Below are 26,534 nucleotides of genomic sequence, written 5' to 3' on the forward strand. Positions count from 1 at the left end.
CGCCTTTAGAGGGAACCTCCGCGGCGCTTGTATGTTCCGGCGGCGAGAATAGCACGAGGATCGCGGACCGCCAGCATTGCCCTCAGCGCGGCGTGTTTGTCGGGTGCGGCGGCATAGTAACGCTGCCAGATCCGCAGCCCCAGCCAATAGCCGAGTTCGGGCGGCCAACCGGCAGGCGGCGTGGAGTAGTTGCCGATCCAGCGGGCGTACGCCTTGGCTTCGGGCGAGCCGTCCTCGGGGTCGTCCTTGTCGGTGAGCTTGCGGGTGAGCGCGATGTCGACCTGCATCTGGCGCCAGAGTTCGGCCTCGCGCGGCGTGGCCCAGGCGGCGCGGGCGGCGTCGGGCTCCTCGCCGGTGACGAGCTGGGCGATGAAGTCCGCGGCGCCCTCGACGAGGATCGCGGTGAGCAGCGGGTCGCGGGCGAGCGTCATGCCGGCGTCTTCCTGAAACGAATGCACCGTCTCGTGCGCGAAGAAATGCCGCAGTGTCTGGCGGAGTTTCTCGGGCGTCGGCGACATGCGGCACAGCACTTCGAGGCCGAGCACCTGCGCGCCGGGCTTTGCGGTGCCGCCGGAGGTGTTCGCGCCGAAGACTATATAGACCTGCGGGAGCTTCACGTCGGGGAGTGCGCCGTGGAGACCGAGATAGATCGCGCGGAGATCGGCGGTGGCGGCCTTGGCGGCGGGGAGGCAGGTCTTGATCGCCTGCGCGTAGCGGGTCGGGTTGGCGGCGATGGCGCGCGCGAGCGTCTCCGCGTCGACGATCCGGCCGGGGGTGAAGACGCCGATCCCGAAACTGCCCTTGTCGAGATAGTCGCGCTTGAGTTGCGCGGCGGTGGGCTTGCCCTTGGTCTTGGCGAAGAGCGCGGCGAAGCGGTCGGCGTCTTCGGTGTGGATCGTGGCGGTGAGCGGGTCGGCTGGTGGAGGGCGATTCGTGGCGGCCGCGGGGAGGAGGGCGAGCGCGAGGATCAGCGGGCGGAGCATGGTGCAGAGTATCGTGTGTTTGCCGAGGCGCCAGAGCGGATATTGCAATCCTCCCCCGCCAGGGGGAGGTGTCGCCGAAGGGGACGGAGGGGGAGGACACGGAGCAGAGGTTAGCGTGTGCCTCCCCCTCCGTCATGCAAGAGCCTGCCACCTCCCCCTTGCGGGGGAGGATCGTGAGGTGGCGGCGACCTGCAACGCCCCACCCTCCATTCTATCCACCCCGGCGGAGGCCGGGGCCCAATTGGAAAGTGCTAATAATGGAGCACCGCCATCCGTTAGCGACGTCCCCCAATTGGGCCCCGGCCTTCGCCGGGGTGGTGGCCTAGGTTAACGGGACGCTCTGGAAAGTCGGAAGTGTCAGAACCCCTCCAGCACGATCTTCCCCTTCGCCGTATGGCTCTCGATCCGCTCATGCGCCTTGCGCAAATTCGCCGCATCGATCTTCCCGAAATTCTCCGCCAGCGTCGTCCGGATCGTCCCCGCATCCACCAGCCGCGCGACCTCGTCGAGCAACACCCCCTGCTCGCCCATGTCCGCGGTCTGGAACAGCGAGCGCGTGTACATCAGCTCCCAGTGTACCGAGATCGACTTCTGCTTGAGCGGCACGATGTCGAGCGTCTTGGGATCGTCGATCAGCGCCAACCGGCCCTGCGGCGCCAGCAGTTCGCCGATCTCGGCGATGTGCTCGTCGGTGTGCGTCGTCGAGAACACGAACCCCGGCGCGCCGAGCCCGAGCGCCTCGACCTGCGCGGCGAGCGGCTTGCGGTGGTCGATCACGTGATGCGCGCCGAGCTCCTCGACCCAGCCACGCGTCTCGTCGCGCGACGCGGTGGCGATCACGGTCAGGTCGGTGAGCTGCCGTGCGAACTGCACCGTGATCGAGCCGACCCCGCCTGCCCCGCCGATGATCAGGATCGCGTTCGCCGCGCCGGGGACGGGTTTGCGCACGTCGAGCCGGTCGAACAGCGTCTCCCACGCGGTGACCGACGTCAGCGGCAGCGCCGCGGCCTGCGCCCAGTCGAGCGATGCCGGCTTGTGACCGACGATGCGCTCGTCGACGATGTGATATTCGGAATTGGTGCCGGGCCGGTCGATCGCACCCGCGTAGAATACCTCGTCGCCAACCTTGAACCCGGTCACGTCCGGGCCGACCGCGACGACGACGCCCGATGCGTCCCAGCCGAGCACCTGTGCCGTGCCGTCGGGATCTTCGCGCCGCTGGCGGATCTTGGTGTCGACCGGGTTGACCGAAACGGCTTTCACCTCGACCAGCAGGTCGCGGCCAATAGCCTCGGGCTTGGGGAGGTCGAGGTCGACGAGCGACTGCGGATCGTCGATCGGGAGCGACTTGGTATAGCCGATGGCGCGCATGCTGGAACTCCTGTGATGTCGCCGACAAGCTGTCCACGCGGCCGCCCGGTTTCAAGGAGAGCAGTTGGCAAGTCTGAGTGTATTATCTATATACGCCACTTGAACGCGGGGCGGGTTGCAGCCACCATGCCCCACCGAACGGAGAGACAAGCATGGCGACGACCCCGAACACGCTGACGGAAGAGCCGGGCCTGGTGCTGACCCCGCCCGATCCGGTGCCCACGGTCGCGGCCGCGAAGGCGTCCGGGCTCGTGCCCGTCGATGCCGGCGTAAAGTCGCAGCTCGAGGAGCGCGTGTCGGGCTTCGTCACCGATCTCGTCGCGCAGGACGTCAACTCCCCCGAATTCGGCAAGCGCGTCGATGCGATCACCGCGATGGGCGCGAAGGAAATCCGCGACGCCGCCGGCCAGTCGAACCGCTTCCTCGATCGTCCGGTCAAGGCGATGGATCAGGAGACCGGCGTCGGCAAGGATCTCGCCGAGCTGCGCCGCGTCGTCGAGGATCTCGATCCAGGCAAGAAGGGCAACCTCACCGCGCCGCAGAAGCTGTTCGGGATCATCCCGTTCGGTGGCAAGATGCGCAATTATTTCGACGGCTATAAGTCCTCGCAGACGCACATCGCGCAGATCCTGAAGAGCCTCGGTTCGGGCAAGGACGAGCTGCTGATGGACAATGCCGCGATCGATACCGAGCGCGCGAACCTGTGGGCGGCGATGGGTCGGCTCGAGCAGATGATCCATCTGTCGAAGACGATGGACGCCAAGCTGGAGGACGTCGCCAACGATCTCGACCACACAGATCCCGCCAAGGCGAAGGCGATCCGCGAGACCGCGTTGTTCTACACGCGCCAGCGGACGCAGGATCTGCTGACCCAGATGGCGGTCACCGTGCAGGGCTATCTCGCGCTCGACCTGGTCAAGAAGAACAACGTCGAGCTGGTGAAGGGCGTCGATCGCGCCTCGACCACGACCGTCTCGGCACTGCGGACCGCGGTGACGGTGGCACAGGCGCTGACCAACCAGAAGCTGGTGCTGGAACAGATCACCGCGCTCAACACGACGACCGCGAACATCATCGATTCGACCGGCAAGCTGCTCAAGTCGCAAACCGCGCAGATCCATGAACAGGCCGCGTCGGCGACGATCCCGCTGGAGACGCTGCAACGTGCGTTCCAGAATATCTACGACACGATGGACGCGATCGACGTGTTCAAGCTGAAGGCGCTCGATTCGATGAAGGTCACCGTCGGCGCGCTGTCGAACGAAGTCGACAAATCCCGTGGCTATATCGCGCGGGCTGAAGGGGCCACCCAGGGCCAGTTGGGCGGACCTTCCGCCAGCCCGTTCAAGCTGGAGGCGATGTAACCCCCGTGAGCGAAGTCGACGACGCCATCGCCAGCGCCCGCGCCTCCTGGTCGCGCATTTCCGACGACCGCACCGGCACGGTGATCGGGCGCGTACCGTCGCGAGGGCGGGCGCGGCAGACGCAGGCGATCGGCAAGCGACTGACCCGGATCGCGGTCGCCGACGTGTCGATCCTGATCGCGGCGATGGTGATCGGCTGGATCGTCCCGCTCGGGATCGGCGGCGCGATGCTGGTGATGGCGCTGCTGGTCGCCGCGACGGTATTGTTCGCGGTCTGGCCGGCGGAACGTGCGCCCACGCCCGAGCGTCTCGCCGCGGTCGACATCCGCGCGCTCCCGGCTCAAACCGAACGCTGGTTGGAAGCGCAGCGCCCCGCCCTCCCCGCACCCGCGATGACGCTGGTCGACCGGATCGGCCTGCGCCTCGAAACGCTGACCCCGCAACTCGCGACGCTAGACGCGAACACGCAGGAAGCGGTCGACGTGCGGAAGCTGATCGGCGAGCAGCTCCCCGCCTTCGTCAAGGATTACGAGAAGGTGCCGGCGGCGCTCCGCACGACGCCGCGCAACGGTCGCTCGCCCGACGCCGAGCTGGTCGACGGCCTCAAGCTGATCGAACAGGAGATCGGCGAGATGACCGCCCGCCTCGCGCAAAGCGACCTCGACAACCTCTCCACCCGCGGTCGCTTCTTGGAGATGAAGTACAAGGACTGATCGGGTGAAGCGCACCCGGCTCAGCGTCTGCCGCCGCAAGGCGCGGTTCGTCTCCGAAGCTGACGCGCTCGTCGTAGCGAAAGCCGGACGCGTACCTCTCAGGGCCTATCGCTGCGACCGATGCCTCCAGTTCCACCTGACCAGCCGGACGAAGGGCAAGCGCGTATACGGGACGCCGACATGATTTCGATCGAAGAGGAAACCGCGTGGTCGGGACAGACCGAGCCTGTAGTATGAGGCCGATCCTTGAAGTTCGTGCGCAGGGATGAACACGCAGCAAGATAATCGCCTCATCGGCGGAGGTTATTTCGGCCCATCCTGTTTTTTCGTCGTTTTCATGCTCCTCGCGATACTCGAAGCCTGCCACGACGCGTCATGATTGGGCGATGTCGTGTATAGACCGCTTAGATAGTCCTGATCGAAACGCGTGATGCTCCTCGGCGCGACGGTCGCGTCTGCGAACAGCGACAGGATCGATGTCGTCGGCGCGGGACGTCCGAGCCCCGGTCGGGCGAGCGCCACCATTGCCACATAGTCGGACAGGGCATCCAGCTTGACCGATCCTATCTGCGCAGGATCGACAATCACCAGCATGGACGACACAATACCGCGCGTGATCTCGTTGATCCGTGTCGCGCTGCCTGTAAAACCCGACGAAGCAGCGGATGGCAGTGCCCCATCCTTGAAATATCCATTCAACGCCGACGACGCATTTGTCGCCGCACCCTCGTATGTCGTGCCGATCCACCGGACCGGCTGCTTTGGCTGACGGAAACGGTCGAGACGCGCCGATCCCTCCCTGCGCAGGGTGATCGGGTATTTGTCGGCCACGCTTTTGGCAACCGCGTCCGCCTGCGGCGACACCACGATCAGGATCGTCGGCGAGCACCCTGGCTTGCCACTTCGAAGATGGACCGAATTGGCGACCTGCGCGATCCGGTCATTCATCATCTGCGCCTGCGCGGCATCGAGGCCGATGACCCCCGTACAGATTTGCCGATCCCACCGTGGCAACTGGTGAGTTGGCATGGGATCCGCCAGACGCTTGACGAAGTCGCGGATGACCGCCTCATTGCGCGCCTCGACGACGATGTCCGGCTTGACCGGACCCGGTTCGGTCGCAGCTTGAGGCGCTATCGCCTGGAGCAGAATCGCGATCGACACGGACAAGGACATATCTTCTCTCCGCCGCCGCTCCGGTTATCAGAGGAGCACAACACAGGATAAGACGGATACATCGACGTGGCGTCAACCGGCCGTTCCCTCGCGGTAACGACATTGGGCCGATTTCGAACCTTGTTGGTCAGCCAGCCCGGGGGCCGAGCAGTCTCTACTGCAACTGTACGCGAGCGCGATCGGCAAGCCGTTCTACGGCTGCGGCGTGGATGCCCGCCACGCTCGTCAATACGCCGAACGCCTGCGGGCGCGGTTTGTTGAAGACGAGCGGCGCGCCCAACGCATCGCTGACCGTCGCCCCGGCTTCGCTCGCAACGAGGACCGCGGCGGCGATGTCCCATTCGTTGCCCCATCGGAGCGTCGCGACGAGGTCGGCTTCGTCGGCGGCGACCATCGCGATGCGGAGGGCGATCGAATTGGGCTTGTGGACCATGACGAGGTCGCGGTCTGCTTTGGGGAGGGCGTCGACGGGGGTTCGGCTGCCGACGAATTCCGTGCGGGTGCCGGTCTGGAGCGCCACGCCGTTGCGGGTCGCGCCCTGCCCGACCACACCGCGCCAGTGCTCGTCGCGCGTAGGGGCGTCGAGGATGCCGATCACCGGGCGGCCGCGGTCGACCAGCGCGATCGAGACGCACCAACCGGGTCTGGCGCGGATATAGTCGCGCGTGCCGTCGATCGGGTCGACCACCCAGAGCAGGTCGTGGGCGAGGCGGTCGGCGTTGTCGGCGGTCTCCTCGGAGAGCCAGCCGGCTTCCGGGAGCAAGGTCGACAGACGGGACTTGAGCATCAGGTCGATCGCGATGTCGAGTTCGCAGACCGGGCTGCCGGGGGTCTTTTCCCAGCGCTGGAAATCGGTGTCGAAGCGGTCGTGCGCCATCGCGCCGGCCTCCATGGCGATCGTCGCGACGGCGTCGGCCATCGCGCGCAGCCATTCGGGCGACCGTTCCGGCCCGCGGTGGCGCCGGTCAGCCACTCGCCACCGTCATGCCCTCCACGCGCAGGGTCGGCACGTTGACGCCGTAGCGGAACTCGAGGTCGTTGGCGGCGGTCATCGCGAGGAACATATCCTTGACGTTGCCCGCGATCGTGAACTCGGCGACCGGCGTGGTGATCTGGCCGTTCTCGATGCGGAAGCCCGCTGCGCCACGGCTGTAATCGCCGGTCACGCCGTTCGCGCCGCCGCCCATCAGTTCGGTGACGTAGACGCCCGACTCGATGTCGGCGATCAGCGTTTCGAGGGGTACGTGGCCCGGCTCCATGAACACGTTGCTGGTGGAAACGCCGGGCCCGCCGCCGACACCGCGCGCAGCATGGCCGGTCGGTTCGAGGCCGAGTTGCCGCGCCGAGGCGGAATCGAGCAGCCAGCGTTCGAGCATGCCGTCCTCGATGATGTCGCTCGGCGAGACGGGCAGGCCTTCGCCATCGAACGGACGCGAGCGCAGGCCGTGCGGGCGGTGCGGATCGTCGCGGATGGTGATGCCGTGCGCGAAGACCTGGCTGCCGAGCGAGTCGAGCAGGAAGCTCGTTTTCCGCGTGATCGCCTGGCCGGAGATCGCGCCGAGCATGTGGCCGACCAGCGATCCGCCGACGCGACGGTCGTAGACGATCGTGGTGGGCCCGCTGACGAGGCGGCCGGGGTTGAGGCGCGCGACGGCTTGTTCTCCGGCGCGGCGGCCGATCGCTTCGGGCGATTCCAGATGTGCGCGGAGGCGGGCGCTGCTGTGCGCATAATCGCGCTGCATGTTGCCGCCTTCACCAGCGAGCACGCTGGCCGAGACGCCGTAGCCGGTCGCGGCATAGGCGCCGGCGAACCCGTGGCTGGTGGCCAAGGCCCAGACGCTGCGGGAGGCGCTGGCGCCGCCGCCTTCGCTGTTCGAGACGCCGGGGACGGCGCGCGAGGCGTCCTCGGCTTCCAGTGCGGCGTCGCGGAGTTGCTCGGGGCTGGCTTCGCCGCCGTCGTCGAGGCCGAGCATCGGCGTGATGCCGTGGAGCAGGCGGTCGGCGGAGGCCAGACCTGCCCAGGGGTCTTCAGGGGCCTCGCGCGCCATCGCCACAGCACGTTCGACCAGCGCGTCCATTGCTGCGGTCGAGAGGTCGGAGGTGGAGACGCTGGCGGAGCGCTGGCCGACGAAGACGCGCAGGCCGAGGTCCTCGCTTTCGGAGCGGCCGATATCCTCGAGCTTGCCGAGGCGGATCGACACGTCGAGCGCGGCATCGGCGGCGAAGACCGCGTCGGCGGCGTCGGCGCCCGCCGCCCTCGCGCGCTGGACGATGTCGTGGGCGCGGTCGCGGGCTTGGTCTGGGGTCAGCATATCAGCGACTTAAGGATGCAGGCTCGTGCCGACAACCACGCAGGCGAGGAACATGAGCAGTCCGGCGAAACGGTTCGCGCGAAAGCGAGCGAGCGCGGCGGTGCCGGCCTCGGGACTGGTGCCCGGTCTGAGCGTCGCGACCTGCCAGCCAAGATGGAGTCCGACGGGGACGAGCGCGGCGATCGCGAGCGGGTCGGGGCGGACTTGCCAGAACGCTGCGGCCCATAAAGCGACGGCGGCGACGTAGAAGATTCCGACGCCGGCCTTGACGTGCGTACCCATGCGGAGCGCGGACGAGCGGATGCCGATCATCGCGTCGTCCTCGCGGTCCTGCAGCGCGTAGATCGTGTCGTAGCCGATCACCCATGCGATCGAACCCGCGTAGAGCAGCCACATCGGCGTATCGAGCGCGCCGGCGATGTCGCTCCAGCCGACCAGCAACGCCCAGGAGAAGACGATGCCGAGCCACGCCTGCGGCCACCACGTAATGCGCTTCATGAACGGGTAGGCGGCGACGGGGGCGAGGCTGGCAAGTGCGACGATCGCGGCGAAGAAGGTGAGTTGCAGCAGGACGACGAACCCGATCAGGCACAGCGCGACGAGCCAGACCCAGGCAAGCGTGATCGACACGAGCCCGCTCGGGATCGGCCGGGCGCGGGTGCGCGAAACCTGCGCGTCGAGGTCGCGGTCGACGATGTCGTTGAACACGCACCCCGCGCCGCGCATCGCGATGCTGCCGAGGAGGAGCCAGAGGATCAGGTCCCAACGCTCGACTGCGCCACCGGCTAGCGCGACTCCCCAGGCGCCGGGCCAGAAGAGCAGCCACCAGCCGATCGGGCGGTCGAAACGGGCGAGCAGCGCAAGGCCGCGGAGGGTTGGCGGGAGGCGACCGACCAAGCCCTTATGCTCGCTGTCGGGAACGATTTCTTCGTGCATCGGCTTGGTCTGCATGCTGGGGGCGTAGGAAGACGGGGTTTGGCGCGCAAGCCTTTGCCGGGTACCGGTGGGGTGTGACGCGTTCGGACCCTCCAGCATGATCGGCCTTTCGGTTGCGGTCGGCCGCTTCGTCGAGGCGTTGTTCTGGGGGATCTTTCGGGTCGCGGGGGCGGTCGCGGGAGTGCTGATCCTTGGAGTTGTAGTTGTGGTTGTAGCGTGGGTGGTAGCCCGAAAGATGTGGGCGCGGCGGAAGCGGTGAGCGCCCCTTCCCCAAAGGCGCGTCTCAAATCCTCCCCGGCACGGGGAGGGGGACCGTTCGCCTCTGGCGAAGGGTGGAGGGGGATCGCCGCGTGCGTATTGCTGGCGGTGAAAGTGCACTGCGCGAATGCCCGGACGGAGTGACGAAACGCGAGTGTAACGCGTGCGGAAGCCCCCCTCCACCAGCTTTGCTGGTCCCCCTCCCCGTGCCGGGGAGGATTTGCTAGAGGCGAGTTATGCCTGCAACCCCCGCTTGGCCGCCGCAGTCCACGCCGCGCCTCTTCGTCGATACGCCGCTCGCGCCCGGTCCGCTCCAGGTCGATGGAGCAGCGGCGCATTATCTCGTCGGGGTGATGCGGATGAAGATCGGCGATCCGGTGAAGCTGTTCGACGACCGGACTGGGGAATGGCTCGGGGTGGCGTCGAGCGTCGGCAAGCGCGATCTGGTGCTCGACGTCACCGAATTGCTGCGTCCGCGCGAGGACGTACCTGACCTATGGCTCTGCGCCGCGCCGCTTAAGAAGGGCCGGGTCGACTGGATGGCGGAAAAGGCTTGTGAACTGGGCGTCGCGCGGCTGGTGCCGGTGGTCACGCGGCGGACGATCGTCGACAAGCCCAATACCGAGCGGCTTCGGACGCAGATGATCGAGGCGGCGGAGCAATGCGGGCGCACCGCGCTGCCCGAGGTGGCCGAACCAGTAAAGCTTGCCGCATTGCTCCGCGATTGGCCCGAGAACCGCGCGCTGTTCTTCGCCGACGAGACCGGCGGCGTACCGGCGCTGGAGGCGATGCGCGCACGTCCCGGCCCGGCGGCGATCCTGATCGGGCCCGAGGGTGGCTTCGATGCCGACGAGCGCGAGGCGATCCGCGCGCATCCGAATGCGGTCGGGATCGGGCTGGGGCCGCGCATCCTCCGCGCGGAAACCGCGGCAGGCGCGGCCGTTGCCTTGTGGATGGCGGCGGCGGGCGACTGGTAGGCGTCCCGACCTCTACGAAGACATTGCTACCGATTGGTCTGGATACCCTCTAGCACCCTCGTTCATCGGCGCGTAAGGCGCGGCGATGACGACGATTCCAGCTCCGAAAAAGACCAGCCCGACGATCGAGTCGCGCGACCAGTTGATCGCCAGCTTCGCGGGCGGCGAAAAGCCGAAGGACGCGTGGCGGATCGGCACTGAGCACGAGAAGTTCGTCTATGCGAACGGCGATCATCACGCGCCATCGTACGACGAGCCGAGCGGCATCCGCGCACTGCTCGGCGAGCTGGAGCAATATGGCTGGAAGCCGGTCATGGAGGGCGGCAACGCGATCGCCATGTCGGGGCCCGACGGCAGCATCAGCCTGGAGCCCGCGGGCCAGTTCGAACTGTCGGGCGCGCCGCTCGATTCGCTGCACGAGACCTGCGCCGAGACCGGGCGCCATCTGGAGCAGGTGAAGGCGGCGGGCGAGAAGCTCGGGATCGGCTTTCTCGGGCTCGGCATGTGGCCGGACAAGACGCGTGCCGAACTGCCGACGATGCCCAAGGGGCGCTATGCGATCATGTTGCGGCACATGCCGCGCGTCGGCAGCATGGGCCTCGACATGATGCTGCGGACCTGCACGATCCAGGTGAACCTGGATTACGCGTCCGAGGCGGACATGGTGAAGAAATTCCGCGTCGGGCTCGCGCTCCAGCCGCTCGCGACCGCGCTGTTCGCGAACTCGCCGTTTACCGAGGGCAAGCCCAACGGCATGCTGTCGTATCGCAGCCATATCTGGTCGGACACCGATCCGCACCGCACCGGCATGCTGCCGTTCGTGTTCGAGGATGGCTTCGGGTATGAGCGCTATGCCGAGTATGCGCTCGATGTGCCGATGTACTTCGTCTACCGCGAGGGCAAGTATATCGACGCCGCCGGGCTGTCGTTCCGCGACTTCCTGAAGGGTGAATTGTCGGTGCTGCCGGGCGAGAAGCCGACGCTCGACGACTGGACCGATCATCTGTCGACCGCCTTCCCCGAGGTGCGGTTGAAGACCTTCCTCGAGATGCGCGGTGCGGATGGTGGGCCGTGGAACCGGATCTGTGCGCTGCCAGCCCTTTGGGTCGGATTGCTATACGATCAGGGTGCACTCGATGCGGCGTGGGATCTGGTCAAGGACTGGACGATCGACGAACGCCAGGCGTTGCGCGATGCGGTGCCGAAGCTCGGGCTGAACGCGCCGATCGCGGGTGGCGGCAAGCTGCGCGATATCGCGGGCGAAGTTCTCGACATCGCAGGCGCCGGGTTGTCGGCGCGGGCGCGGTTCAATCGCGCGGGCGACAATGAGACCGGCTTTCTCGATCCGCTGCGGGAAATTGTGCGGAGCGGCAAGGTGCCCGCCGAAGTGCTGCTCGAAAAGTATCACGGCGTCTGGGGCGGCGACGTCTCGAAGGTGTACGACGAATCGAGCTTCTAACTGCTCCCCTCCCGTTCGCGGGAGGGGTCGGGGGAGGGCTTGGCCGCGGACGTTTCAGCCGATGGCGAGGTCAACCCCTCCCCTTCCCGTAAACGGGAGGGGAATCAGCCGCGCAACCTCGCGAACAGCCGCGGCACCAAACCGTTGCGCGTCATCCAGTCGAAATAGGCGCGATAGTCGGGGTCGAGCTTCAAATGCCGCTCCTCGGTCTTCGCCCGCCAGAAATACACCCCTCCAACGGCGGCCAGCAACAGCGTCGCCCTCGCCGCATCGACGATGCTCCCGGTGGTCAGGATCGGGATTGTCGAGATCCACCAGAACAGGTTCTTCGACAGATACGCCGGATGGCGCGAGATCGCATAGGGTCCGTGCGTCAGGATGCCGCGATTGGTCAGGTTGGAGAAGCGGAAGCCGAACGCCATCGTCGCCCAAGCATAGATCGCGGTCAGCGCGACCAGAACTGCACCGACGAGTGTGAGCAGAACCGGATGCCCCTGGAACCAGTACGCCCAATCCGACGTGCCGGGGTGATAATCCAGCGGGCCGCCCTCGTTCATCAGGATGAACGGTGGATAGCACATCAGCGCCGTCATCCACGCCGCCGCGAACGGGTTGGCGCTGCGGATGTGCGAATCGAGCGGGCGGCACGTCAGGATATAGCCGACCGTCGCGAATGCCACGTCGATCAGGAACATGAAGGTGATCAGCCAGTTCGCCAGCGCGACGGGATCGTGCAGCACCGACGCCAGATCGCCGCGCACGAACGTGGCGAAACCCGGCGGTACGATCGCCAGCATGAAGGCGAGAAAGAACGTCTTCACCCCCCAGGCGCGGAGATGGCCGTAGATCGCTTCGGGCTCGACACCCGCCTGCCCGGTCATCCAGCCGCCGAGGTGCCAGGCGCCATCGCGCGGTTCGATCAGATAGCGGTCGATCCAGAGCACATAGGGGATCGATGCGACGAACAGGATCGGCGCGGCATTCGTGAAGCACCACATCGCGAACGCGAAATTACCCTGCCAGTATGATCGCACGGTCCCGTAGACGACCGCGATCGCGGCCCATGTCGCCCAGAGCCCCGCAAGCTTGGTCAGGCTCGTGTCGAGCGTGGTGCGCAACGGTCTGGGCGCGGACCAGTCGATCCCCGTGCTCGCGTTGCGGTGGACCTTGTCGACCAGCAGCGACCAAGCGACCATCGGCAGCGCGCATGCGACGACGTTGACCAAGGCCGAATAGGGGCCGTCCAACCCATACCAGCGCGCGATCCCCAGCCAGACGAAGATGCCGATCAAGCCGCAGAGGCCGGCGCCGCCGCTGACCGCGGAGCGCGGACGTGGATCGGGCTGGGGTCGAGCGGAAAGCGCGTCATCATGATCCATCGCTATCGTCCGTAGCGCGGAATGGTGAGCAACGCGTGAACCATCTGGCCCTTTGCGGGCGAGGCCTCGCGGCGTAACTGCCAGGAGGCTGCCATGTCGGTGCTTGCGCCGACCGCGCGGCGACGCTAGTTCGGGGCTTCGCTACGGCATGCCGAGCGGGTGTAGTACAATGGTAGTACAGCAGCCTTCCAAGCTGAATACACGGGTTCGATTCCCGTCATCCGCTCCAGCATTCCCTCATGTCGGCACGCTTATACGTCGACCATGCGCGCAAGCAGTCCCGTCATCCGCCTGCGCCCGAGCGTCGTAAGCTGGACATGCGAGCGGCGACCGTCGCGTTCGTCGCGCGTTCGCTCCACGAGCCCCGAGTCCTGCAGCATCGTCAAATACCGCAGCGCCGTCGCCGAGGGTGCGCGCGCGCCGATGCACACTGCCGAGACACTCAGCCGCAGGCCGTCGTCGTCGGAGATGAACAGGTCGAGCAGGATATCCCATGCCGGTTCGGAGAACAGGCTAGTGCCGAGCAGATCGTCGCGGATCTTTCTCATGGCGTAGAGCCGCCGCGCGACCTCGACCAGGGCCGGGTCATGCAGGATAGGCAGTGGGCTGTGTTTCAGCGCGACGCCGGAAACGATGGAGGATGCGTAGGTCATGTGCGCTGTATCCGATTACGCTTCAGCGCATCGTCGGATCCTGGCGGCTCCAATCGAGATCCCAGCCCCTTGCCCGGATTCGTCGCGAGTGCCTGGCTGTCCCGATCACGAGAAGCAGAACGATGGGGTAACTCCAGGCTGCGGAGAGCAGCGCGTAGACGAGCCGGATCACGTCGGGGCTGATCGCCCTGGCCAGATGCGCCCCGGTGCCCAGCGCATGCAGCGCGGTAACCCAAGCCGGCCAGAAACGATCGGCGCTCAGCGTGATCCCGATCATCACCGCAAGCAGCATCAGGTCGACGATCATGACGCCCAGTTCCAGCCCCGAAAACAGCGAAGGAACGTTGCGCTCGACGATACCGGTCGACACTGCCGCAAGCAGCAGTGCCAGACCCGTAAGCCGCTCCGGTGCGCCACCCCGAAGGATCGCGTAGGCCGAAGCCGCCAACTGTATCGAATAGAAGATCCAGACCCGATCCAACTTTAGCCTCCGAAGCAGGACCGAAATCGGCCAATCAGGCCACCGCTGCCAGACGCAGTGGCGTCTCGGCGCGTAGTGCGCCTTCGTTGGGCGGGCATTGGGCGGTATCGCCGTAACCGTAGAACTGGCCCAGCCCGATGTCCGTCCGCACCTGGACGAGCGCCTGATGCGCTTCGACGAACCGCTGGCGGGCGTTGATGATGTCGAGCGACGCCTGCGAGATCATCTGCAGGGCGGCGACGCCCGTGCCGACCGGCAGGTTGGCGGCGACGCGCTGTTGCAGCAGCGTCGCGACGCAGGACGCAGCGAGCATGGCTGCCTCGTCGACCGCGGCTTCCGCCTTCAGGAATTGCTGTGTGACCGCGTCGGTCGCGGTGCGGCGTTCTTTCAACATCATTATCTCCCCCGTGGTGCCGCCGTTGACGGGCCATGTATCGGAGCAGCGTGGTCGCGGTTCGCCCGCAACAGGCTGGTCAGCGTCATCGCCATGTTCACGAGCGCCATCGACGTGATGGCGATCAGGCCCATGAGTCCGATAAGTCTGACGATCCTGTCGCCTCTCGAAACCCGGTTCCGCGCTGCGCCGATCGGCCCGCTCTGCTGGGACAATCCCATGAAGCGGCGAACGAGCCCCCATGGCTCGATCTGGTCGACCTTTGGGGCTGCGGATGGGGGGATGGGAACGTCGATTGGTTCGGATGGGAGCCGTTCGTATGTCAGAATGGGTGTATCGGTCGGGTCTGCCGCATCAGGCGCAGGGCGCTCCTGCGTGACGACATGGCCGTCCGCGCCCTCATGCTCCTGGAGCCGACGCGCCGCCTCGAACCGGGTGCCGACGCCGAGAATCTGGATTGCGCGTTCGATCCGCTTGTCGATCGCCGATGGCGAGACGCCGAAGATCGCCGCGATCTCCTTCGAATTGTGATGCGTCAGCACCAGCCGCAAGCAGGCGCGCTGAGCTTCGGTCAGTTGATCGATGCGTCCCCCGGTCATGCCCGCGTAGTAGCGCTATCGCGCCGCGGTTGCACCTGCCGAGTGTTCGATGCGGAACGATGTTTTGGGAAACTGAATGGTATACGTATTGGTCGATTTCTGGCCGAAACGGTCCCGTTGCTTGGTACATGCTTCGGTAAGGTCACGAGTTGCTGGGATGACGTACAAAGGGCCGGGGATCGCTCCCCGGCCCTTTGCCTTGGTCGATGTGTTTGGCTTGGAACCGAGCATCGGCGGAGCCGCTGCTTTCGTCGGACGGGATCGGTGGCTTGCGCCGCCGACCCGCCGGCCGTCCTTGTGCGAGATCGTAGCCAAAGTGGCTACGATCTCGCCCTTCGGATCAGAAGTCCATGCCGCCCATGCCGCCCATGCCGCCGCCGCCCATGGGCATGGCGGGCTTGTCGTCGGCGAGCTCGCTCACGGCCGCTTCGGTCGTGATCAGGAGGCCTGCGACCGATGCTGCGTTCTGCAGCGCGGTGCGGACGACCTTGGTCGGATCGATCACGCCGGCTTCCACCAGGTTCTCGTACGTGTCGGTCGCGGCGTTGAAGCCGATGTTCGAGTCGTTGCCGTCGAGCAGCTTGCCCGAAACCACCGCACCGTCATGACCGGCGTTCTGCGCGATCTGGCGAACCAGAGCCGTCAGCGACTTGCGCACGATGTCGATACCGCGCGTCTGGTCGTCGTTCGCACCCTCGAGGCCATCAAGCGCCTTGGTTGCGTACAGCAGAGCCGTACCGCCGCCGGGGACGATGCCTTCTTCGACGGCTGCGCGGGTTGCGTGCAGCGCGTCGTCGACACGGTCCTTGCGCTCCTTGACTTCAACTTCCGACGAACCACCGACCTTGATCACGGCAACGCCACCGGCAAGCTTGGCGAGACGCTCCTGGAGCTTCTCCTTGTCGTAGTCGCTGGTCGTGTTCTCGATCTGCTGGCGGATCGCTTCGGTGCGGCCCTTGATCGTGTCGTGATCGCCGGCACCGTCGACGATGACGGTGTTGTCCTTGTCGATCGTGACGCGCTTGGCGGTGCCGAGCATGCCGAGCGTGACGGTCTCGAGCTTGATGCCGAGGTCTTCCGAGATCATCTCGCCCTTGGTCAGGATCGCGATGTCCTCGAGCATCGCCTTGCGACGATCGCCGAAGCCAGGTGCCTTGACCGCTGCGACCTTCAGGCCGCCGCGCAGCTTGTTGACGACGAGCGTGGCCAGAGCCTCACCCTCGATGTCCTCGGCGATGATCAGGAGCGGACGACCCGACTGAACGACGGCTTCCAGGATCGGGAGCATCGCCTGCAGGTTCGAGAGCTTCTTCTCGTGGATCAGGATATAGGGATCCTGAAGCTCGACGGTCATCTTCTCGGGGTTGGTGATGAAGTATGGCGACAGATAGCCGCGGTCGAACTGCATGCCCTCGACGACGTCGAGCTCGAATTCGAGACCCTTCGCTTCCTCGACGGTGATCACGCCTTCCTTGCCGACCTTCTCCATGGCTTCGGCGATCTTCTCACCGACTTCACGGTCGCCGTTGGCCGAGATGATGCCGACCTGCGCCACTTCCTTCGAACCCGAAACCGGCTTCGAACGCGCCTTGACGTCCTCGACGACCTTGATGACGGCGAGATCGATGCCGCGCTTCAGGTCCATCGGGTTCATGCCCGCTGCGACCGACTTCATGCCCTCGCGGACGATCGCCTGCGCGAGAACCGTCGCGGTGGTCGTGCCGTCGCCGGCGATGTCGTTGGTCTTCGAGGCCACTTCGCGCAGCATCTGCGCACCCATGTTCTCGAACTTGTCCTTGAGCTCGATCTCCTTGGCGACGGTGACGCCGTCCTTGGTGATGCGCGGTGCGCCGAAGCTCTTGTCGATGACGACGTTGCGGCCCTTGGGGCCCAAGGTCACCTTGACTGCGTCGGCGAGGATGTCGACGCCGCGGAGGATGCGCTCACGCGCGTCACGACCGAATTTTACGTCCTTGGAAGCCATGTCAGCTGCCCTTTCAAAAAGTGGAAGTTCACAAAGTGCAGACGCTGGCGCGGTTTTCGCCGCCAGCATTCCCTGGCCCGTTCACGTCAGTGATACCTGACGATGCCGAGCCCGTCGGCGTCAGCCAACGATACCAAGGATGTCCGATTCCTTCATGATGAGGAGGTCCTCACCGTCGACCTTGACCTCGGTGCCCGACCATTTGCCGAACAGGATCTTGTCGCCGGTCTTGACGTCCAGCGGGGTGATCGTGCCGTTCTCGGCGCGAGTGCCGGTGCCGATGGCGACGACTTCGCCTTCCTGCGGCTTTTCCTTGGCGGTGTCGGGGATGATGATGCCGCCAGCCGTCTTCTCTTCGGCTTCGAGGCGCTTCACCAGCACGCGATCATGCAATGGACGAAAGTTCATGGGATCCATGTCCTTTTGGATTGTGACAGATTTCTGGCACTCGAGGTTATCGAGTGCCAACGGACGGCATATGTGCCTCGGGGTGCGGCATGTCAAAGGTTCCGGGGGTGAAATTTTTTCGGGCGGGCGTGGTATTCGGGCATCGTGGCTGAGGTCGTGAACGGCAGCACTGCCGTTCTCCTGCGCACGCAGGAGTCCAGGGTGACGGAGGGCGGTGCTTGGTATCCTGGGCTCCTGCGTTCGCAGGAGAACTAGGAGAGTTGGGTCGATGCTGCCTTCTGCTCCCCTTCCGCTTGCGGGAGGGGTCGGGGGAGGGGTTTCTTGGGCGGAGCATTCGTAGGACTCCCCTCCCCTAACCCCTCCCGCAAGCGGGAGGGGAACTGCGTGGTGATTGCGGTAGATGGGCGCGCTAGAACGCTTCCTGTGTTGGACGCGTAATACAGGGCATTTACCTGTGCGCCCCGTTGCTCTAGCTCTCGTCCCATGACCGATACCGCTGCGCCGTCCTACGCCCCCTCCTATGTCGACCCTGCCCGCCCGCCGCGGAAGAAATGGCGGCTCGTGCGGGGCGTGTGGAAGTTCCTTGTGGCGATCAAGGACGCGCTCGTCCTGATCGCGATGTTGCTGTTCTTCGGGCTGATCTTCGCGGCGCTCAACGCGCGGCAGAGCACGACGGCGATCAAGGACGGCGCGCTGGTGCTCGACCTCAACGGCTCGATCGTCGAGCAGCCCGAGGAGCAGGCCGCGTTCGCAGCACTTTCGGGGCAGAGCCGGACGCGGCAGTTTCGCCTGCGTGACGTGGTGCGCTCGATCGACACCGCACGCACTGATGCGCGCGTGAAGGTGGTCGTGCTCGATCTCGACAGCTTCGGCGGCGCGTATCCTGCGGCACTCGGCGAGGTCAGCGATGCGCTGGCGCGGGTTCGTGCGAGCGGCAAGCCGGTGCTGGCCTATGCGACCGCGTACACCGATGGCGGCTATCGCCTGGCGGCGAATGCTAGCGAGATCTGGGTGAACCCGCTGGGTGGCACGATCTTCATGGGGCCGGGCGGCAACCAGCTCTATTACAAGGGCCTGATCGACAAGCTCGGCGTCAACGCGCACGTCTACCGAGTCGGCCGCTACAAGTCGTTCGTCGAGCCTTACACGCGCGCAGACCAGAGCGACGACGCGCGCGCCGCCAGCACCGCGCTGTACGGCACGTTGTTCGCGCAGTGGCGCGAGGCCGTCGCGAAAGCACGCCCCAAGGCGCAGATCGCGCAGTTCATGAGCGCCCCCGACAAGGTTATCCTCGCGTCTAACGGCAACATCGCCGAGGCGAATTTGCGCGCGGGCATCGTCGACAAGCTCGGCGATCGCACCAGTTTCGGGCGGCGCGTGGCGGAGATCGCCGGCAGCGACGCGAACAAGCCGGCGGGCAACTACACCGCGATCAAGTACGACGCTTGGGTGAAAGCGAACCCCCTCCCCACGGCGGGCGACGCGATCGGCGTGCTGACGATCGCCGGCGATATCGTCGACGGCGAGGGCGGCCCCGGCAAGGCGGCGGGCAAGACGATCGAGAAGGCGGTGCTCGACGGGCTTGCCAAGAAGACGTTGAAGGCGCTGGTGGTGCGCGTCGATTCTCCGGGCGGATCGGTGATGGCATCGGAGCAGATCCGACTCGCGATCCTCGAAGCCAAGCGCCAGAAGCTGCCTGTGGTCGTGTCGATGGGCGGCATGGCCGCGAGCGGTGGGTATTGGGTGTCGACGCCGGCCGACGTGATCTTCGCCGAGCCCGGCACGATCACCGGCTCGATTGGCATCTTCGGCGTGGTGCCGACGTTCGAAAACGCGCTCGCCAAGATCGGCGTGACCAGCGACGGGGTGAAGACCACGCCGCTGTCGGGCCAGCCCGACGTCACCGGCGGGACCACGCCGATGTTCGACGCGATCGCACAGGCCGGCATCGAGAACGGCTATCGCGAGTTCCTCGCCCGCGTCGCCGCGTCGCGGAAGATGACGCCGGCACGGGTCGACGAGATCGGCCAGGGCCGCGTCTGGGATGGCGGCACCGCGCGCCAGATCGGACTGGTCGACCGGTTCGGGACGCTGCAGGACGCGATCGACGAGGCGGCCAAGCGCGCCAAGCTCGATCCCGCCAAGGTCCACGCCGAGTATCTGGAGAAGAAGCCGGGCTTCCTCGCGGCGATCGCGCAGGATTTCGGCAATGACGGCGACGATGATGCCGGCGGCGGCGATGCGTTCGCGCATGTCGCGGCGGACCGGCGCCAGATGCTCGCGCGGGCGGTCGGCGACATGAAGCGGCTGGCGACGTCGGGCTCGATCCAGGTCCGCTGCCTGGAGTGCGGCGGGATGGGGCCGACGACCGCGGACATCGGCGATGCCAAGCTGCTCGACCTGCTGCTGGCACGGATCGGGTTCTGATGGTGGTCCCCGCCTCTCGGGCAGTTGGCAACGGCGGCGGGATCGTCATTCGGGCGGCGGTGCCCGAGGATGCCGCGGCGATCGCGGCGATCTATGCGCCGCACGTACTGGTCGGGACGGTATCGTTCGAGACCGAGGCCCCGGATGCGGGCGAGATGCGCGCGCGGATGGCGGTGTCGGACGGGCTGTACCCGTGGCTGGTGGCGACGATCAGGGTAGAGGGCGGCACCGAGGGTGGCGTGCTGGCCTACGCCTATGCCTCGGCGTTCCACAAGCGCGAGGCGTACCGGTTTGCGTGCGAGACCACGATCTATGTCGCGGACGCGGCGCAGCGCCAGGGTGCGGGGCGGCTGTTGTACGAGGCGCTGATCGATACGCTGCGGGCTCAAGGGTTCACGCAGGCGATCGGCGCGATCGCGTTGCCGAACGACGGCTCGATCAAGCTGCACGAGGCGGTCGGGTTTCGCCGGGCGGGCGTGTACCGCGAGGTCGGGTACAAGAACGGCCAGTGGATCGATGTCGGGCATTGGCAGTGCGCGCTGACCGGGCCTTCGGTGCCGCCGGTGGAGCCGAAGAGGTTTGCGGATGTTGGGCTTGTACGGGGGTAAAGCTTCCGCACCTCATTTATAGAAGGCTTGCGCGAACACTCACACCACCCCGGCGGAGGCCGGGGCCCAATTGGTGAGGCTGTAGTAACGTCGCGCGGTCCGTCGTTAGCAACGTCCCCCAATTGGGCCCCGGCCTTCGCCGGGGTGGTGGCGGTGTTGGGAGGTGCTTTCTCCAATGAGTAGAGATCAGGCCGACGAGCGATAACCTTCGGCTCAAGCTCAACCGACCGCCCGCTCCTCCTTGTTCTCCCGCGAAGGCGGGAGCCCAGACTGGGTCCCCGCATTCGCGGGGATACATACTTGGCGCGGGCGAGGTTAGCGGCGTCCACCATACGCGGGCAGCGCCAGATGGAAGCGGATCGCCGCCGCCCTCAACGTGAACCCGGCACTCGCCGCGATCACCGCCGCCCACACCAGCGGCACGCCCACCAACACCAGCCCGACATAACTCGCCGCCGCGAGCGCCGCCGCGGTCACGTACAGCTCCGGCCGCATCAGGATCGACGGCTCTCCCGCCAGCACGTCGCGGATGATGCCACCGACGCATGCGGTCATCACGCCCATCAGCGCCGCCGGCACCGGCGGCACGCCGTAACCGAGCGCCTTGGCCGCGCCGTACACCGCATACGCCGCGAGCCCGACCGCGTCGAACCAGCCGAGCGCTTCGCCCTTCCACCACCGCTCGGGCGTCACCCAGATCAGCAGCGCCATGCCGAGGCACACGCTGGCCGCCCGCGCGTCGTGCACCCAGAATACCGGCGCGCCGATCAGCAGGTCGCGCACCGTACCGCCGCCGACGCCGGTGATCAGCCCGAAGAACACCAGCGTCACGAACGTCTGGCCTCGCTTGGCTGCGGCAAGCGCACCCGACGCGGCGAACACCGCGAGGCCGGCGAGGTCGAACCACGGCGCGGCGACGGGCAGGATCTCGACGGGCAGCGGAACGGGCAGCATCGGGGCGGCGTAATCGCCTGACCCAAGACGGTAAAGCGGAAGTGCGAGCCGCGACGCAATACGCCGAACAAACATGAACGCGGTGTTGTTTTCGGTTCATGAAACCGTCGGTATAGTCCCCTCGTTACGTCATCAGATCAATCAATACGGGAGTTTATCCATGCGTAAGTTCATCCTCGCACTCGGCCTTGGCGCGATGGTCCTGCCGACCGTCCTCGTTCCTGTGTCGGCGGCAGACGCGCGCGATCGTCGCGAATGGCGTGGTCGCGACGGCCGCGTCTACTGCAAGAAGAACAACGGCACGACCGGCACGATCATCGGCGGCGTCGGCGGCGCACTGCTCGGCCGCACGGTCGACACCCGCGGCGACCGCACGGTCGGCACGCTGGGCGGCGCCGTCCTTGGTGGCCTCGCCGGTCGCGCGATCGACAAGGGCACGAGCAACAACGACCGTCGTTGCCGCTGACACTCATCGGCTAAATCAATGTCGCTATTTCGGTAGTTGCGCGTTGTGGAAGGGCGTCGTGGGAAACCGCGACGCCTTTTTTCTTGTCCGGTGAAGGATCAAAACGATGACCACACGCAGCGGTTCGGCAAAGTATGAAGGCCTCGGCAAGGATGGCAAGGGTCATGTCTCGACGCAGTCGGGCGTGTTGTCGAACAACCCGTACGGCTTCAACACGCGGTTCGAGAACGAGCCCGGCACCAACCCCGAGGAGCTGATCGCAGCCGCGCATGCATCGTGCTTCACGATGGCGCTGAGCTTTGCGCTCGCCGGCAAGGGCTATGAGGCCGGCACGCTGGAGACGTCGGCGAAGGTGACGCTCGACAAGGATGGCGACGGGTTCAAGATCACCAAGTCGGCGCTGACGCTCAACGCGAAGGTCGACGGCATCTCGAAGGAAGAGTTCGAGGCGATCGCCGCGGACGCCAAGGCGAACTGCCCGGTGTCGAAGGTGCTCAACGCCGAGATCACGCTGGAGCACAATCTCGCCGCATAATTGCGGGTGATTTTCGCAATCAGGAGGGCCCGGTGGAAACGCCGGGCCCTTCTTGCGTCAGATGATCCCGCCGCCGAGGCTAAGGCGGAGCGCGAAGATGATGATCAGGACGATGTTGAGGTTGCGGCCGCCGCTGCTCGACGACAGCGCCCCAACCGCGGCGCCGACGATGCCGATCGGGATGACGAGCCAGTTCATCCAGCCGAGCAACGGAATGAACGCGACAAGGCCAAGCACCAGAGTGACGAGGCCGATGAGGATCGAGACGATGTTCAGCATGGGGTGAACATGGCGAGTCGTTTCGGATCCGGCAAGATCGGCGCCTCGCACCCGACCGGGGACATGCGGAAAACGCTTTCTTCACCGTCTTTCGCGCATAGGATGGCGGTGATGACTTTTCCCTTCCGCCCCGCCCTAATCCTTTTGCCGCTTGCGCTGGCCGCGTGTGGACGGTCGTCGACCGACCAGCAGGATCTCAACAGCCTCGATGCCGAGCTGACCAATGGGACGCGTGATCCGGCGGTCGGCGAGTCGCTTGGCGCGCAGATCATGGTCGATCCGCGACTGGCGCAATCGGCGAACACCGGTGGAACGCGCCCGCAGCAGCAGACCGGACCGGGAGCGGTGCCCGCAGACGTGGCGTTGCAGAAGGATCCGGTCGATCCGGCGACGCTGAAGCGAGCACCGGCGGCCTCGAACGACTGCCCCGAGTGCAAATCCGCGGATGGCGCGTTGACGCTGGGCGCGCTCGCGGAGCGGCAGAAGACGCCCGACGCTGGCGTTTGCGCGCGGAAGATCGGCTATTCGGCGGGATGGGCTAACCGGCTGCCGGCGGACCTGCCGCTGTATCCGGCGGCGCGGTTGACCGAGGCTGCGGGGGCGGATCGCGACGGGTGCCGCTTGCGCGTGGTGAGTTTCGCGAGCGCTGCGCCGATGCAGAAGATGCTCGACTGGTATTTCACCAAGGCGACGGGGGCTGGGTATTCGGCTGGGCATAGCACGGATGGCAAGCAGCATGTGCTGGGCGGGGTTCGCGGGAACGACGCTTATGTCGTGTATGTGACGGCGCGCGCTGGTGGCGGGAGCGATGTGGATATGGTGTCCAACGCTGGGCGGTGACGGGCGCCGGGTCTGTTCCACGGAGCAGCATTTTCTGGAATACACTGCGACACGTGCACCTCCCCGGCGGAGGCCGGGGTCCAGTTGGGGAACGTCGCTAACTAAGCGCGGTCCTTCGTTATTGCCACCTTTCCAACTGGGCCCCGGCCTTCGCCGGGGTGGTGGTATGCTGGGGTGACGTTACCCTCCTCTCCTTGTTCTCCCGCGAAGGCGGGAGCCCAGACTGGGTCCCCGCCTTCGCGGAGAAACAAGCTTTGCGACAGGACTGGCTCGTTGATCTTGAACTGACCCGGATAACGCGCGCCCCCTACCCTCCAACCCCACCTTTCCGTTTTGCCCGATTCACGCTAGGGCGCGAGAATGCTTCCCCTTCTCTATGTCATGGTCGGTGGTGCGGTCGGATCCGGCGCGCGCTATCTGACCGGCCGTGCGATGCTGTCGTTGCTCGGCGCTGACTATCCCTTTGGTACGCTCGCCGTGAATTTGATCGGTGGGTTGCTGATGGGGGTGCTGGTTGGCGTGCTCGCGCGCAATGCCGCTTCGGAAACGTGGCGGCTGTTGCTTGGCGTTGGCGTACTAGGGGGATTCACGACGTTTTCGGCGTTCTCGCTGGACGTCGTCACGATGATCGAGCGAGGCGCGATCGGCGTCGCGTTCGGGTATGTTTTGGTGTCGGTGATCGGTTCGGTCGCCGCGTTGTTCGCGGGTCTCTCCGCAGTAAGGGCCGTCGCATGACTGCGGGCAAAAGCGATAGCGATACAGGTTTCCGCGAGTTTAACGTCGGATTCGACGATGACGGCATCCGGCTGGACCGGTGGTTCAAGCGGCATCTGCCCGACACGAGCTTCACGACGGTGGCGATGTGGGCGCGCACCGGCCAGCTCCGCATCGACGGCGCGCGCGCGACCCCGGGCGACCGGATCGCGGCGGGCCAGATGCTGCGCGTGCCACCGCCCGAGGCCGACAAGGCCGCGGCCGACGTCGACAAGCCAAGGCGGGTGCGCGAACGCGTGATCCTGTCGGACGAGGAAACCGAGCTCGCGCAGTCCATGGTCATCCACAAGGATTTCCAGGCGTTCGTGCTGAACAAGCCGCCGGGCCTGGCGACGCAGGGCGGGACCAAGACGACGCAGCATGTCGACGGGCTGCTCGACGGGTTGCAGTACGACAACGAGGGTCGGCCGAAGCTGGTCCACCGGCTCGACAAGGACACGTCCGGCGCACTGCTGGTGGCGCGGACGTCACGCGCGGCGGCGTTCTTTGCGAAGGCGTTTTCGGGGCGGACTGCGCGAAAAGTCTATTGGGCACTGGTGGTCGACGTGCCGTCGATCGAGGACGGCATGATCGAGCTGCCGATCGCGAAGCAGCCGGGCACCGGCGGCGAGAAGATGCATGTCGACGAGGCCGAGGGTGCGCCGGCGCGGACGCGGTACCGGGTGATCGAGCGCGCGGGCAACCGTGCGGCGTGGGTCGAGTTGCAGCCGTTTACCGGGCGGACGCATCAGTTGCGCGTGCACATGGCGGCGATCGGGCATCCGATCGTTGGTGATGGGAAGTACGGCGGGGCGGCGGCGTTTCTGACCGGCGGGATCTCGCGGAAAATGCATCTGCATGCTCGCCGCATCAAGGTGGATCATCCGGATGGCGGGTCGATCGACGTGACCGCCGAGCTGCCGACGCATTTCGCCGAGAGCTTGAAGCAGCTGGGCTTCGAGGAGAAGCTGGGCGACGACCTGGTGCTCGACGAGAAGACCGCGCCGACGCGCGAGCAGATGAAGTCACGGGCGAAGGCGCATGCGAAGTCGGTGCGGAAAGATCGTAAGGGTGAGCGGCGTGGGCGTGGGGTTGTCGAGGAGAAGGCGACGGGCAAGCCTGCGCCGAAGACGGGTGGGCCTCGGACCGGGGCTGGGTCGAAGTTCGGGGCGCCTCGGAGCGGGCCTCGGGTTGAGGGGGCCAAGCCGGCTGGGCGTGGGCGTCCGGGTGGAGCAGGGAAACCTGGGCCTCGGAGTGGGCCTGGGACTCGGTAACACTCATCGCCTGACGCGTGCCCTCACCCTCCCCACGGCCAAACGGCCGCGGGCCCCTTTCCTCTCCCTCAAGGGGAGAGGGAGAGATGCAGAAGGCGATCTTTACCTTTCACACCACCCCGGCGAAGGCCGGGGCCCAATTGGAAAGGTTGAGGTAACGGAGCAATGACTTCCGTTACCGACGTCCCCCAATTGGGCCCCGGCCTTCGCCGGGGTGGGGTTTGAGTTGGTTGAAGGCGCCTTGCCAGAAGCCGTTCGCCCGTGAAGGCTGGGGTCCAGAGGCCACGTTCGTAACGCTGCTTGATTCCTGGGCCCCCGCCTTCGCGGGGGAACTAGTCGCGCCCTACTTCAGCCACCCCAGCAGCAACCGCCGCACACCCTCCGTCACCGTCCCGAACACGATATGCGACGCCGCGCTGTACAGATGCGTCGTCGGCGCAGTGTTCCACGGCGCCTCTCCAAGCCCCACCGCCGGCACCGCCGCCTCATCGAGCAACGCCGTCGTCGCCGCAGCGAACGCGGTACCATAGCCCGCGGTCACCGATGGCCGGTATTCCGCCGCCACCGCATAGGCGATCCCCAGCCCTGCCCCGAGCGCATAGTGCACGACCTGTCCGGCGAGCGGCTTGCGATCGTCGGGGATGTCGTGGCCGACCACCACCTGCGACACCTTGTCCGCCGCCTTCTCCGTCGCGGGTTCGGCATCGCTCTCCGACGAGGACAGCGCGGCGACGCCGGCCTGGAAGCGGTCCATCACGAACGAGGCGGCGAGCCCTGCCACGAGTCCCGCAGCGGCGGCGGCCCAGATGTTCGGGGTGTCGGTCTGTGCGTGCGCCATCGTTGTGTCTCCAGAGATATCCGACACGAACCGTTCGCGGGCGCGCGCGTTCCGGTTTGGCGTTCCCACGCGTGCACGCGTGATCTACGAGGCGGCGATGCTTTGGAAAATCT

27 protein-coding genes and 1 tRNA gene are annotated in these 26,534 nt (G+C 66.2%); 12 read left to right on the top strand and 16 right to left on the bottom strand.

Annotation, left to right across the window (positions count from 1 at the left end; translation table 11 throughout):
* Nucleotides 1-5: 5 nt before the first annotated feature.
* Nucleotides 6-983 carry a hypothetical protein gene (locus C8J44_RS10295; protein WP_121904697.1) on the bottom strand — a complete coding sequence of 326 codons (978 nt, stop codon included), beginning with the start codon at nucleotides 981-983 and terminating at the stop codon, nucleotides 6-8.
* A gap of 357 nt (nucleotides 984-1,340) precedes the next feature.
* Entirely contained in the window at nucleotides 1,341-2,354 is a 1,014-nt protein-coding gene (locus tag C8J44_RS10300) for a zinc-binding alcohol dehydrogenase family protein (RefSeq protein WP_121904397.1), read from the bottom strand.
* Between the two features lie 152 nt (nucleotides 2,355-2,506).
* Here C8J44_RS10300 and C8J44_RS10305 point away from each other — a divergent pair, with 152 nt between their 5' ends.
* Together C8J44_RS10305 and C8J44_RS10310 are read left to right on the top strand one after the other, a co-directional pair.
* Complete coding sequence (locus tag C8J44_RS10305; RefSeq protein ID WP_121884211.1) at nucleotides 2,507-3,718, top strand: toxic anion resistance protein; 1,212 nt, start codon at nucleotides 2,507-2,509, stop codon at nucleotides 3,716-3,718.
* A 5-nt stretch (nucleotides 3,719-3,723) separates the two neighbouring features.
* Nucleotides 3,724-4,431, top strand: a complete 708-nt coding sequence (locus C8J44_RS10310) for a hypothetical protein (RefSeq protein WP_121904398.1) — start codon at nucleotides 3,724-3,726, stop codon at nucleotides 4,429-4,431.
* 303 nt (nucleotides 4,432-4,734) lie between these two features.
* On the opposite strand, the gene C8J44_RS10320 is transcribed toward C8J44_RS10310, so the two are convergent.
* The 4 genes from C8J44_RS10320 to ubiA all read right to left on the bottom strand — a co-directional run bounded on the left by C8J44_RS10320 (nucleotide 4,735) and on the right by ubiA (nucleotide 8,855).
* On the bottom strand, nucleotides 4,735-5,607 hold the full coding sequence (locus tag C8J44_RS10320) for a hypothetical protein (protein WP_121904400.1): 873 nt from the start codon (nucleotides 5,605-5,607) through the stop codon (nucleotides 4,735-4,737).
* Between the two features lie 154 nt (nucleotides 5,608-5,761).
* Entirely contained in the window at nucleotides 5,762-6,526 is a 765-nt protein-coding gene (locus tag C8J44_RS10325; RefSeq protein ID WP_121904698.1) for a 3'(2'),5'-bisphosphate nucleotidase CysQ, read from the bottom strand.
* A gap of 46 nt (nucleotides 6,527-6,572) precedes the next feature.
* Nucleotides 6,573-7,919, bottom strand: coding sequence for a TldD/PmbA family protein (locus C8J44_RS10330; protein WP_121904401.1), 1,347 nt, complete (start codon nucleotides 7,917-7,919; stop codon nucleotides 6,573-6,575).
* Nucleotides 7,920-7,928: 9 nt separating this feature from the next.
* Complete coding sequence (gene ubiA, locus C8J44_RS10335; RefSeq protein WP_121904699.1) at nucleotides 7,929-8,855, bottom strand: 4-hydroxybenzoate octaprenyltransferase; 927 nt, start codon at nucleotides 8,853-8,855, stop codon at nucleotides 7,929-7,931.
* A gap of 494 nt (nucleotides 8,856-9,349) precedes the next feature.
* On the opposite strand from ubiA, the gene C8J44_RS10340 reads away from it, so the two are divergent.
* The gene (locus tag C8J44_RS10340; protein WP_121904402.1) at nucleotides 9,350-10,090 is read left to right on the top strand and encodes a 16S rRNA (uracil(1498)-N(3))-methyltransferase; all 741 of its coding nucleotides are present in this window, start codon (nucleotides 9,350-9,352) and stop codon (nucleotides 10,088-10,090) included.
* 85 nt (nucleotides 10,091-10,175) lie between these two features.
* The gene (locus tag C8J44_RS10345) at nucleotides 10,176-11,549 is read left to right on the top strand and encodes a glutamate--cysteine ligase (RefSeq protein WP_121904403.1); all 1,374 of its coding nucleotides are present in this window, start codon (nucleotides 10,176-10,178) and stop codon (nucleotides 11,547-11,549) included.
* 104 nt (nucleotides 11,550-11,653) lie between these two features.
* Here the strand turns inward: C8J44_RS10345 and C8J44_RS10350 are convergent, their stop codons facing one another.
* Nucleotides 11,654-12,928: an isoprenylcysteine carboxylmethyltransferase family protein gene (locus C8J44_RS10350; protein ID WP_121904404.1), complete on the bottom strand. Its 1,275-nt coding sequence runs from the start codon at nucleotides 12,926-12,928 to the stop codon at nucleotides 11,654-11,656.
* Nucleotides 12,929-13,083: 155 nt separating this feature from the next.
* On the opposite strand from C8J44_RS10350, the gene C8J44_RS10355 reads away from it, so the two are divergent.
* Nucleotides 13,084-13,157: transfer RNA gene (locus C8J44_RS10355), tRNA-Gly, on the top strand.
* A 22-nt stretch (nucleotides 13,158-13,179) separates the two neighbouring features.
* Here C8J44_RS10355 and C8J44_RS10360 read toward each other — a convergent pair.
* The 6 genes from C8J44_RS10360 to groES form a co-directional block, all read right to left on the bottom strand.
* A complete protein-coding gene (locus tag C8J44_RS10360) occupies nucleotides 13,180-13,581 on the bottom strand; it encodes a winged helix DNA-binding protein (RefSeq protein WP_121904405.1) in 402 nt (133 codons plus the stop codon).
* Nucleotides 13,582-13,603: 22 nt separating this feature from the next.
* On the bottom strand, nucleotides 13,604-14,062 hold the full coding sequence (locus C8J44_RS10365; protein ID WP_056052025.1) for a hypothetical protein: 459 nt from the start codon (nucleotides 14,060-14,062) through the stop codon (nucleotides 13,604-13,606).
* A gap of 34 nt (nucleotides 14,063-14,096) precedes the next feature.
* On the bottom strand, nucleotides 14,097-14,456 hold the full coding sequence (locus tag C8J44_RS10370; protein ID WP_056052029.1) for a hypothetical protein: 360 nt from the start codon (nucleotides 14,454-14,456) through the stop codon (nucleotides 14,097-14,099).
* A 2-nt stretch (nucleotides 14,457-14,458) separates the two neighbouring features.
* On the bottom strand, nucleotides 14,459-15,055 hold the full coding sequence (locus C8J44_RS10375; protein ID WP_121904407.1) for a sigma factor-like helix-turn-helix DNA-binding protein: 597 nt from the start codon (nucleotides 15,053-15,055) through the stop codon (nucleotides 14,459-14,461).
* 340 nt (nucleotides 15,056-15,395) lie between these two features.
* On the bottom strand, nucleotides 15,396-17,039 hold the full coding sequence (gene groL, locus C8J44_RS10380; protein WP_121904408.1) for a chaperonin GroEL: 1,644 nt from the start codon (nucleotides 17,037-17,039) through the stop codon (nucleotides 15,396-15,398).
* 120 nt (nucleotides 17,040-17,159) lie between these two features.
* Nucleotides 17,160-17,447 carry a co-chaperone GroES gene (gene groES / locus C8J44_RS10385; RefSeq protein ID WP_056052039.1) on the bottom strand — a complete coding sequence of 96 codons (288 nt, stop codon included), beginning with the start codon at nucleotides 17,445-17,447 and terminating at the stop codon, nucleotides 17,160-17,162.
* A gap of 483 nt (nucleotides 17,448-17,930) precedes the next feature.
* Between groES and sppA the strand changes: the two genes are divergently transcribed.
* Together sppA and C8J44_RS10395 are read left to right on the top strand one after the other, a co-directional pair.
* A complete protein-coding gene (gene sppA / locus C8J44_RS10390) occupies nucleotides 17,931-19,874 on the top strand; it encodes a signal peptide peptidase SppA (RefSeq protein WP_121904409.1) in 1,944 nt (647 codons plus the stop codon).
* Nucleotides 19,874-20,482 (top strand): GNAT family N-acetyltransferase, encoded by a 609-nt coding sequence (locus tag C8J44_RS10395; RefSeq protein ID WP_121904410.1) that lies wholly within the window; start codon nucleotides 19,874-19,876, stop codon nucleotides 20,480-20,482. The genes sppA and C8J44_RS10395 overlap by 1 nt, the downstream gene beginning before the upstream one ends.
* 315 nt (nucleotides 20,483-20,797) lie before the next feature.
* Here C8J44_RS10395 and C8J44_RS10400 read toward each other — a convergent pair whose 3' ends face one another.
* Nucleotides 20,798-21,436, bottom strand: coding sequence for a trimeric intracellular cation channel family protein (locus C8J44_RS10400; RefSeq protein WP_056053081.1), 639 nt, complete (start codon nucleotides 21,434-21,436; stop codon nucleotides 20,798-20,800).
* 160 nt (nucleotides 21,437-21,596) lie between these two features.
* On the opposite strand from C8J44_RS10400, the gene C8J44_RS10405 reads away from it, so the two are divergent.
* Together C8J44_RS10405 and C8J44_RS10410 are read left to right on the top strand one after the other, a co-directional pair.
* Nucleotides 21,597-21,902 (top strand): glycine zipper 2TM domain-containing protein, encoded by a 306-nt coding sequence (locus tag C8J44_RS10405; RefSeq protein WP_121884198.1) that lies wholly within the window; start codon nucleotides 21,597-21,599, stop codon nucleotides 21,900-21,902.
* A gap of 106 nt (nucleotides 21,903-22,008) precedes the next feature.
* Complete coding sequence (locus C8J44_RS10410) at nucleotides 22,009-22,437, top strand: OsmC family protein (RefSeq protein WP_056052049.1); 429 nt, start codon at nucleotides 22,009-22,011, stop codon at nucleotides 22,435-22,437.
* Nucleotides 22,438-22,494: 57 nt separating this feature from the next.
* Here C8J44_RS10410 and C8J44_RS10415 read toward each other — a convergent pair whose 3' ends face one another.
* Nucleotides 22,495-22,716: a hypothetical protein gene (locus C8J44_RS10415; RefSeq protein WP_056052052.1), complete on the bottom strand. Its 222-nt coding sequence runs from the start codon at nucleotides 22,714-22,716 to the stop codon at nucleotides 22,495-22,497.
* A gap of 111 nt (nucleotides 22,717-22,827) precedes the next feature.
* Here C8J44_RS10415 and C8J44_RS10420 point away from each other — a divergent pair, with 111 nt between their 5' ends.
* The 3 genes from C8J44_RS10420 (at nucleotide 22,828) to C8J44_RS10430 (ending at nucleotide 25,583) form a co-directional block, all read left to right on the top strand.
* Nucleotides 22,828-23,556 (top strand): hypothetical protein, encoded by a 729-nt coding sequence (locus C8J44_RS10420; RefSeq protein ID WP_147453170.1) that lies wholly within the window; start codon nucleotides 22,828-22,830, stop codon nucleotides 23,554-23,556.
* Nucleotides 23,557-23,916: 360 nt separating this feature from the next.
* On the top strand, nucleotides 23,917-24,291 hold the full coding sequence (crcB, locus tag C8J44_RS10425; RefSeq protein ID WP_183128752.1) for a fluoride efflux transporter CrcB: 375 nt from the start codon (nucleotides 23,917-23,919) through the stop codon (nucleotides 24,289-24,291).
* Entirely contained in the window at nucleotides 24,288-25,583 is a 1,296-nt protein-coding gene (locus tag C8J44_RS10430) for an RluA family pseudouridine synthase (RefSeq protein ID WP_121904412.1), read from the top strand. Before crcB ends, C8J44_RS10430 begins: the two co-directional genes overlap by 4 nt.
* 343 nt (nucleotides 25,584-25,926) lie before the next feature.
* Here the strand turns inward: C8J44_RS10430 and C8J44_RS10435 are convergent, their stop codons facing one another.
* On the bottom strand, nucleotides 25,927-26,421 hold the full coding sequence (locus C8J44_RS10435) for a DUF1440 domain-containing protein (RefSeq protein ID WP_121904413.1): 495 nt from the start codon (nucleotides 26,419-26,421) through the stop codon (nucleotides 25,927-25,929).
* Nucleotides 26,422-26,534: the final 113 nt, after the last annotated feature.

It is taken from the genome of Sphingomonas sp. PP-CE-3A-406, assembly GCF_003688625.1.
Classification (GTDB): Bacteria; Pseudomonadota; Alphaproteobacteria; order Sphingomonadales; family Sphingomonadaceae; genus Sphingomonas.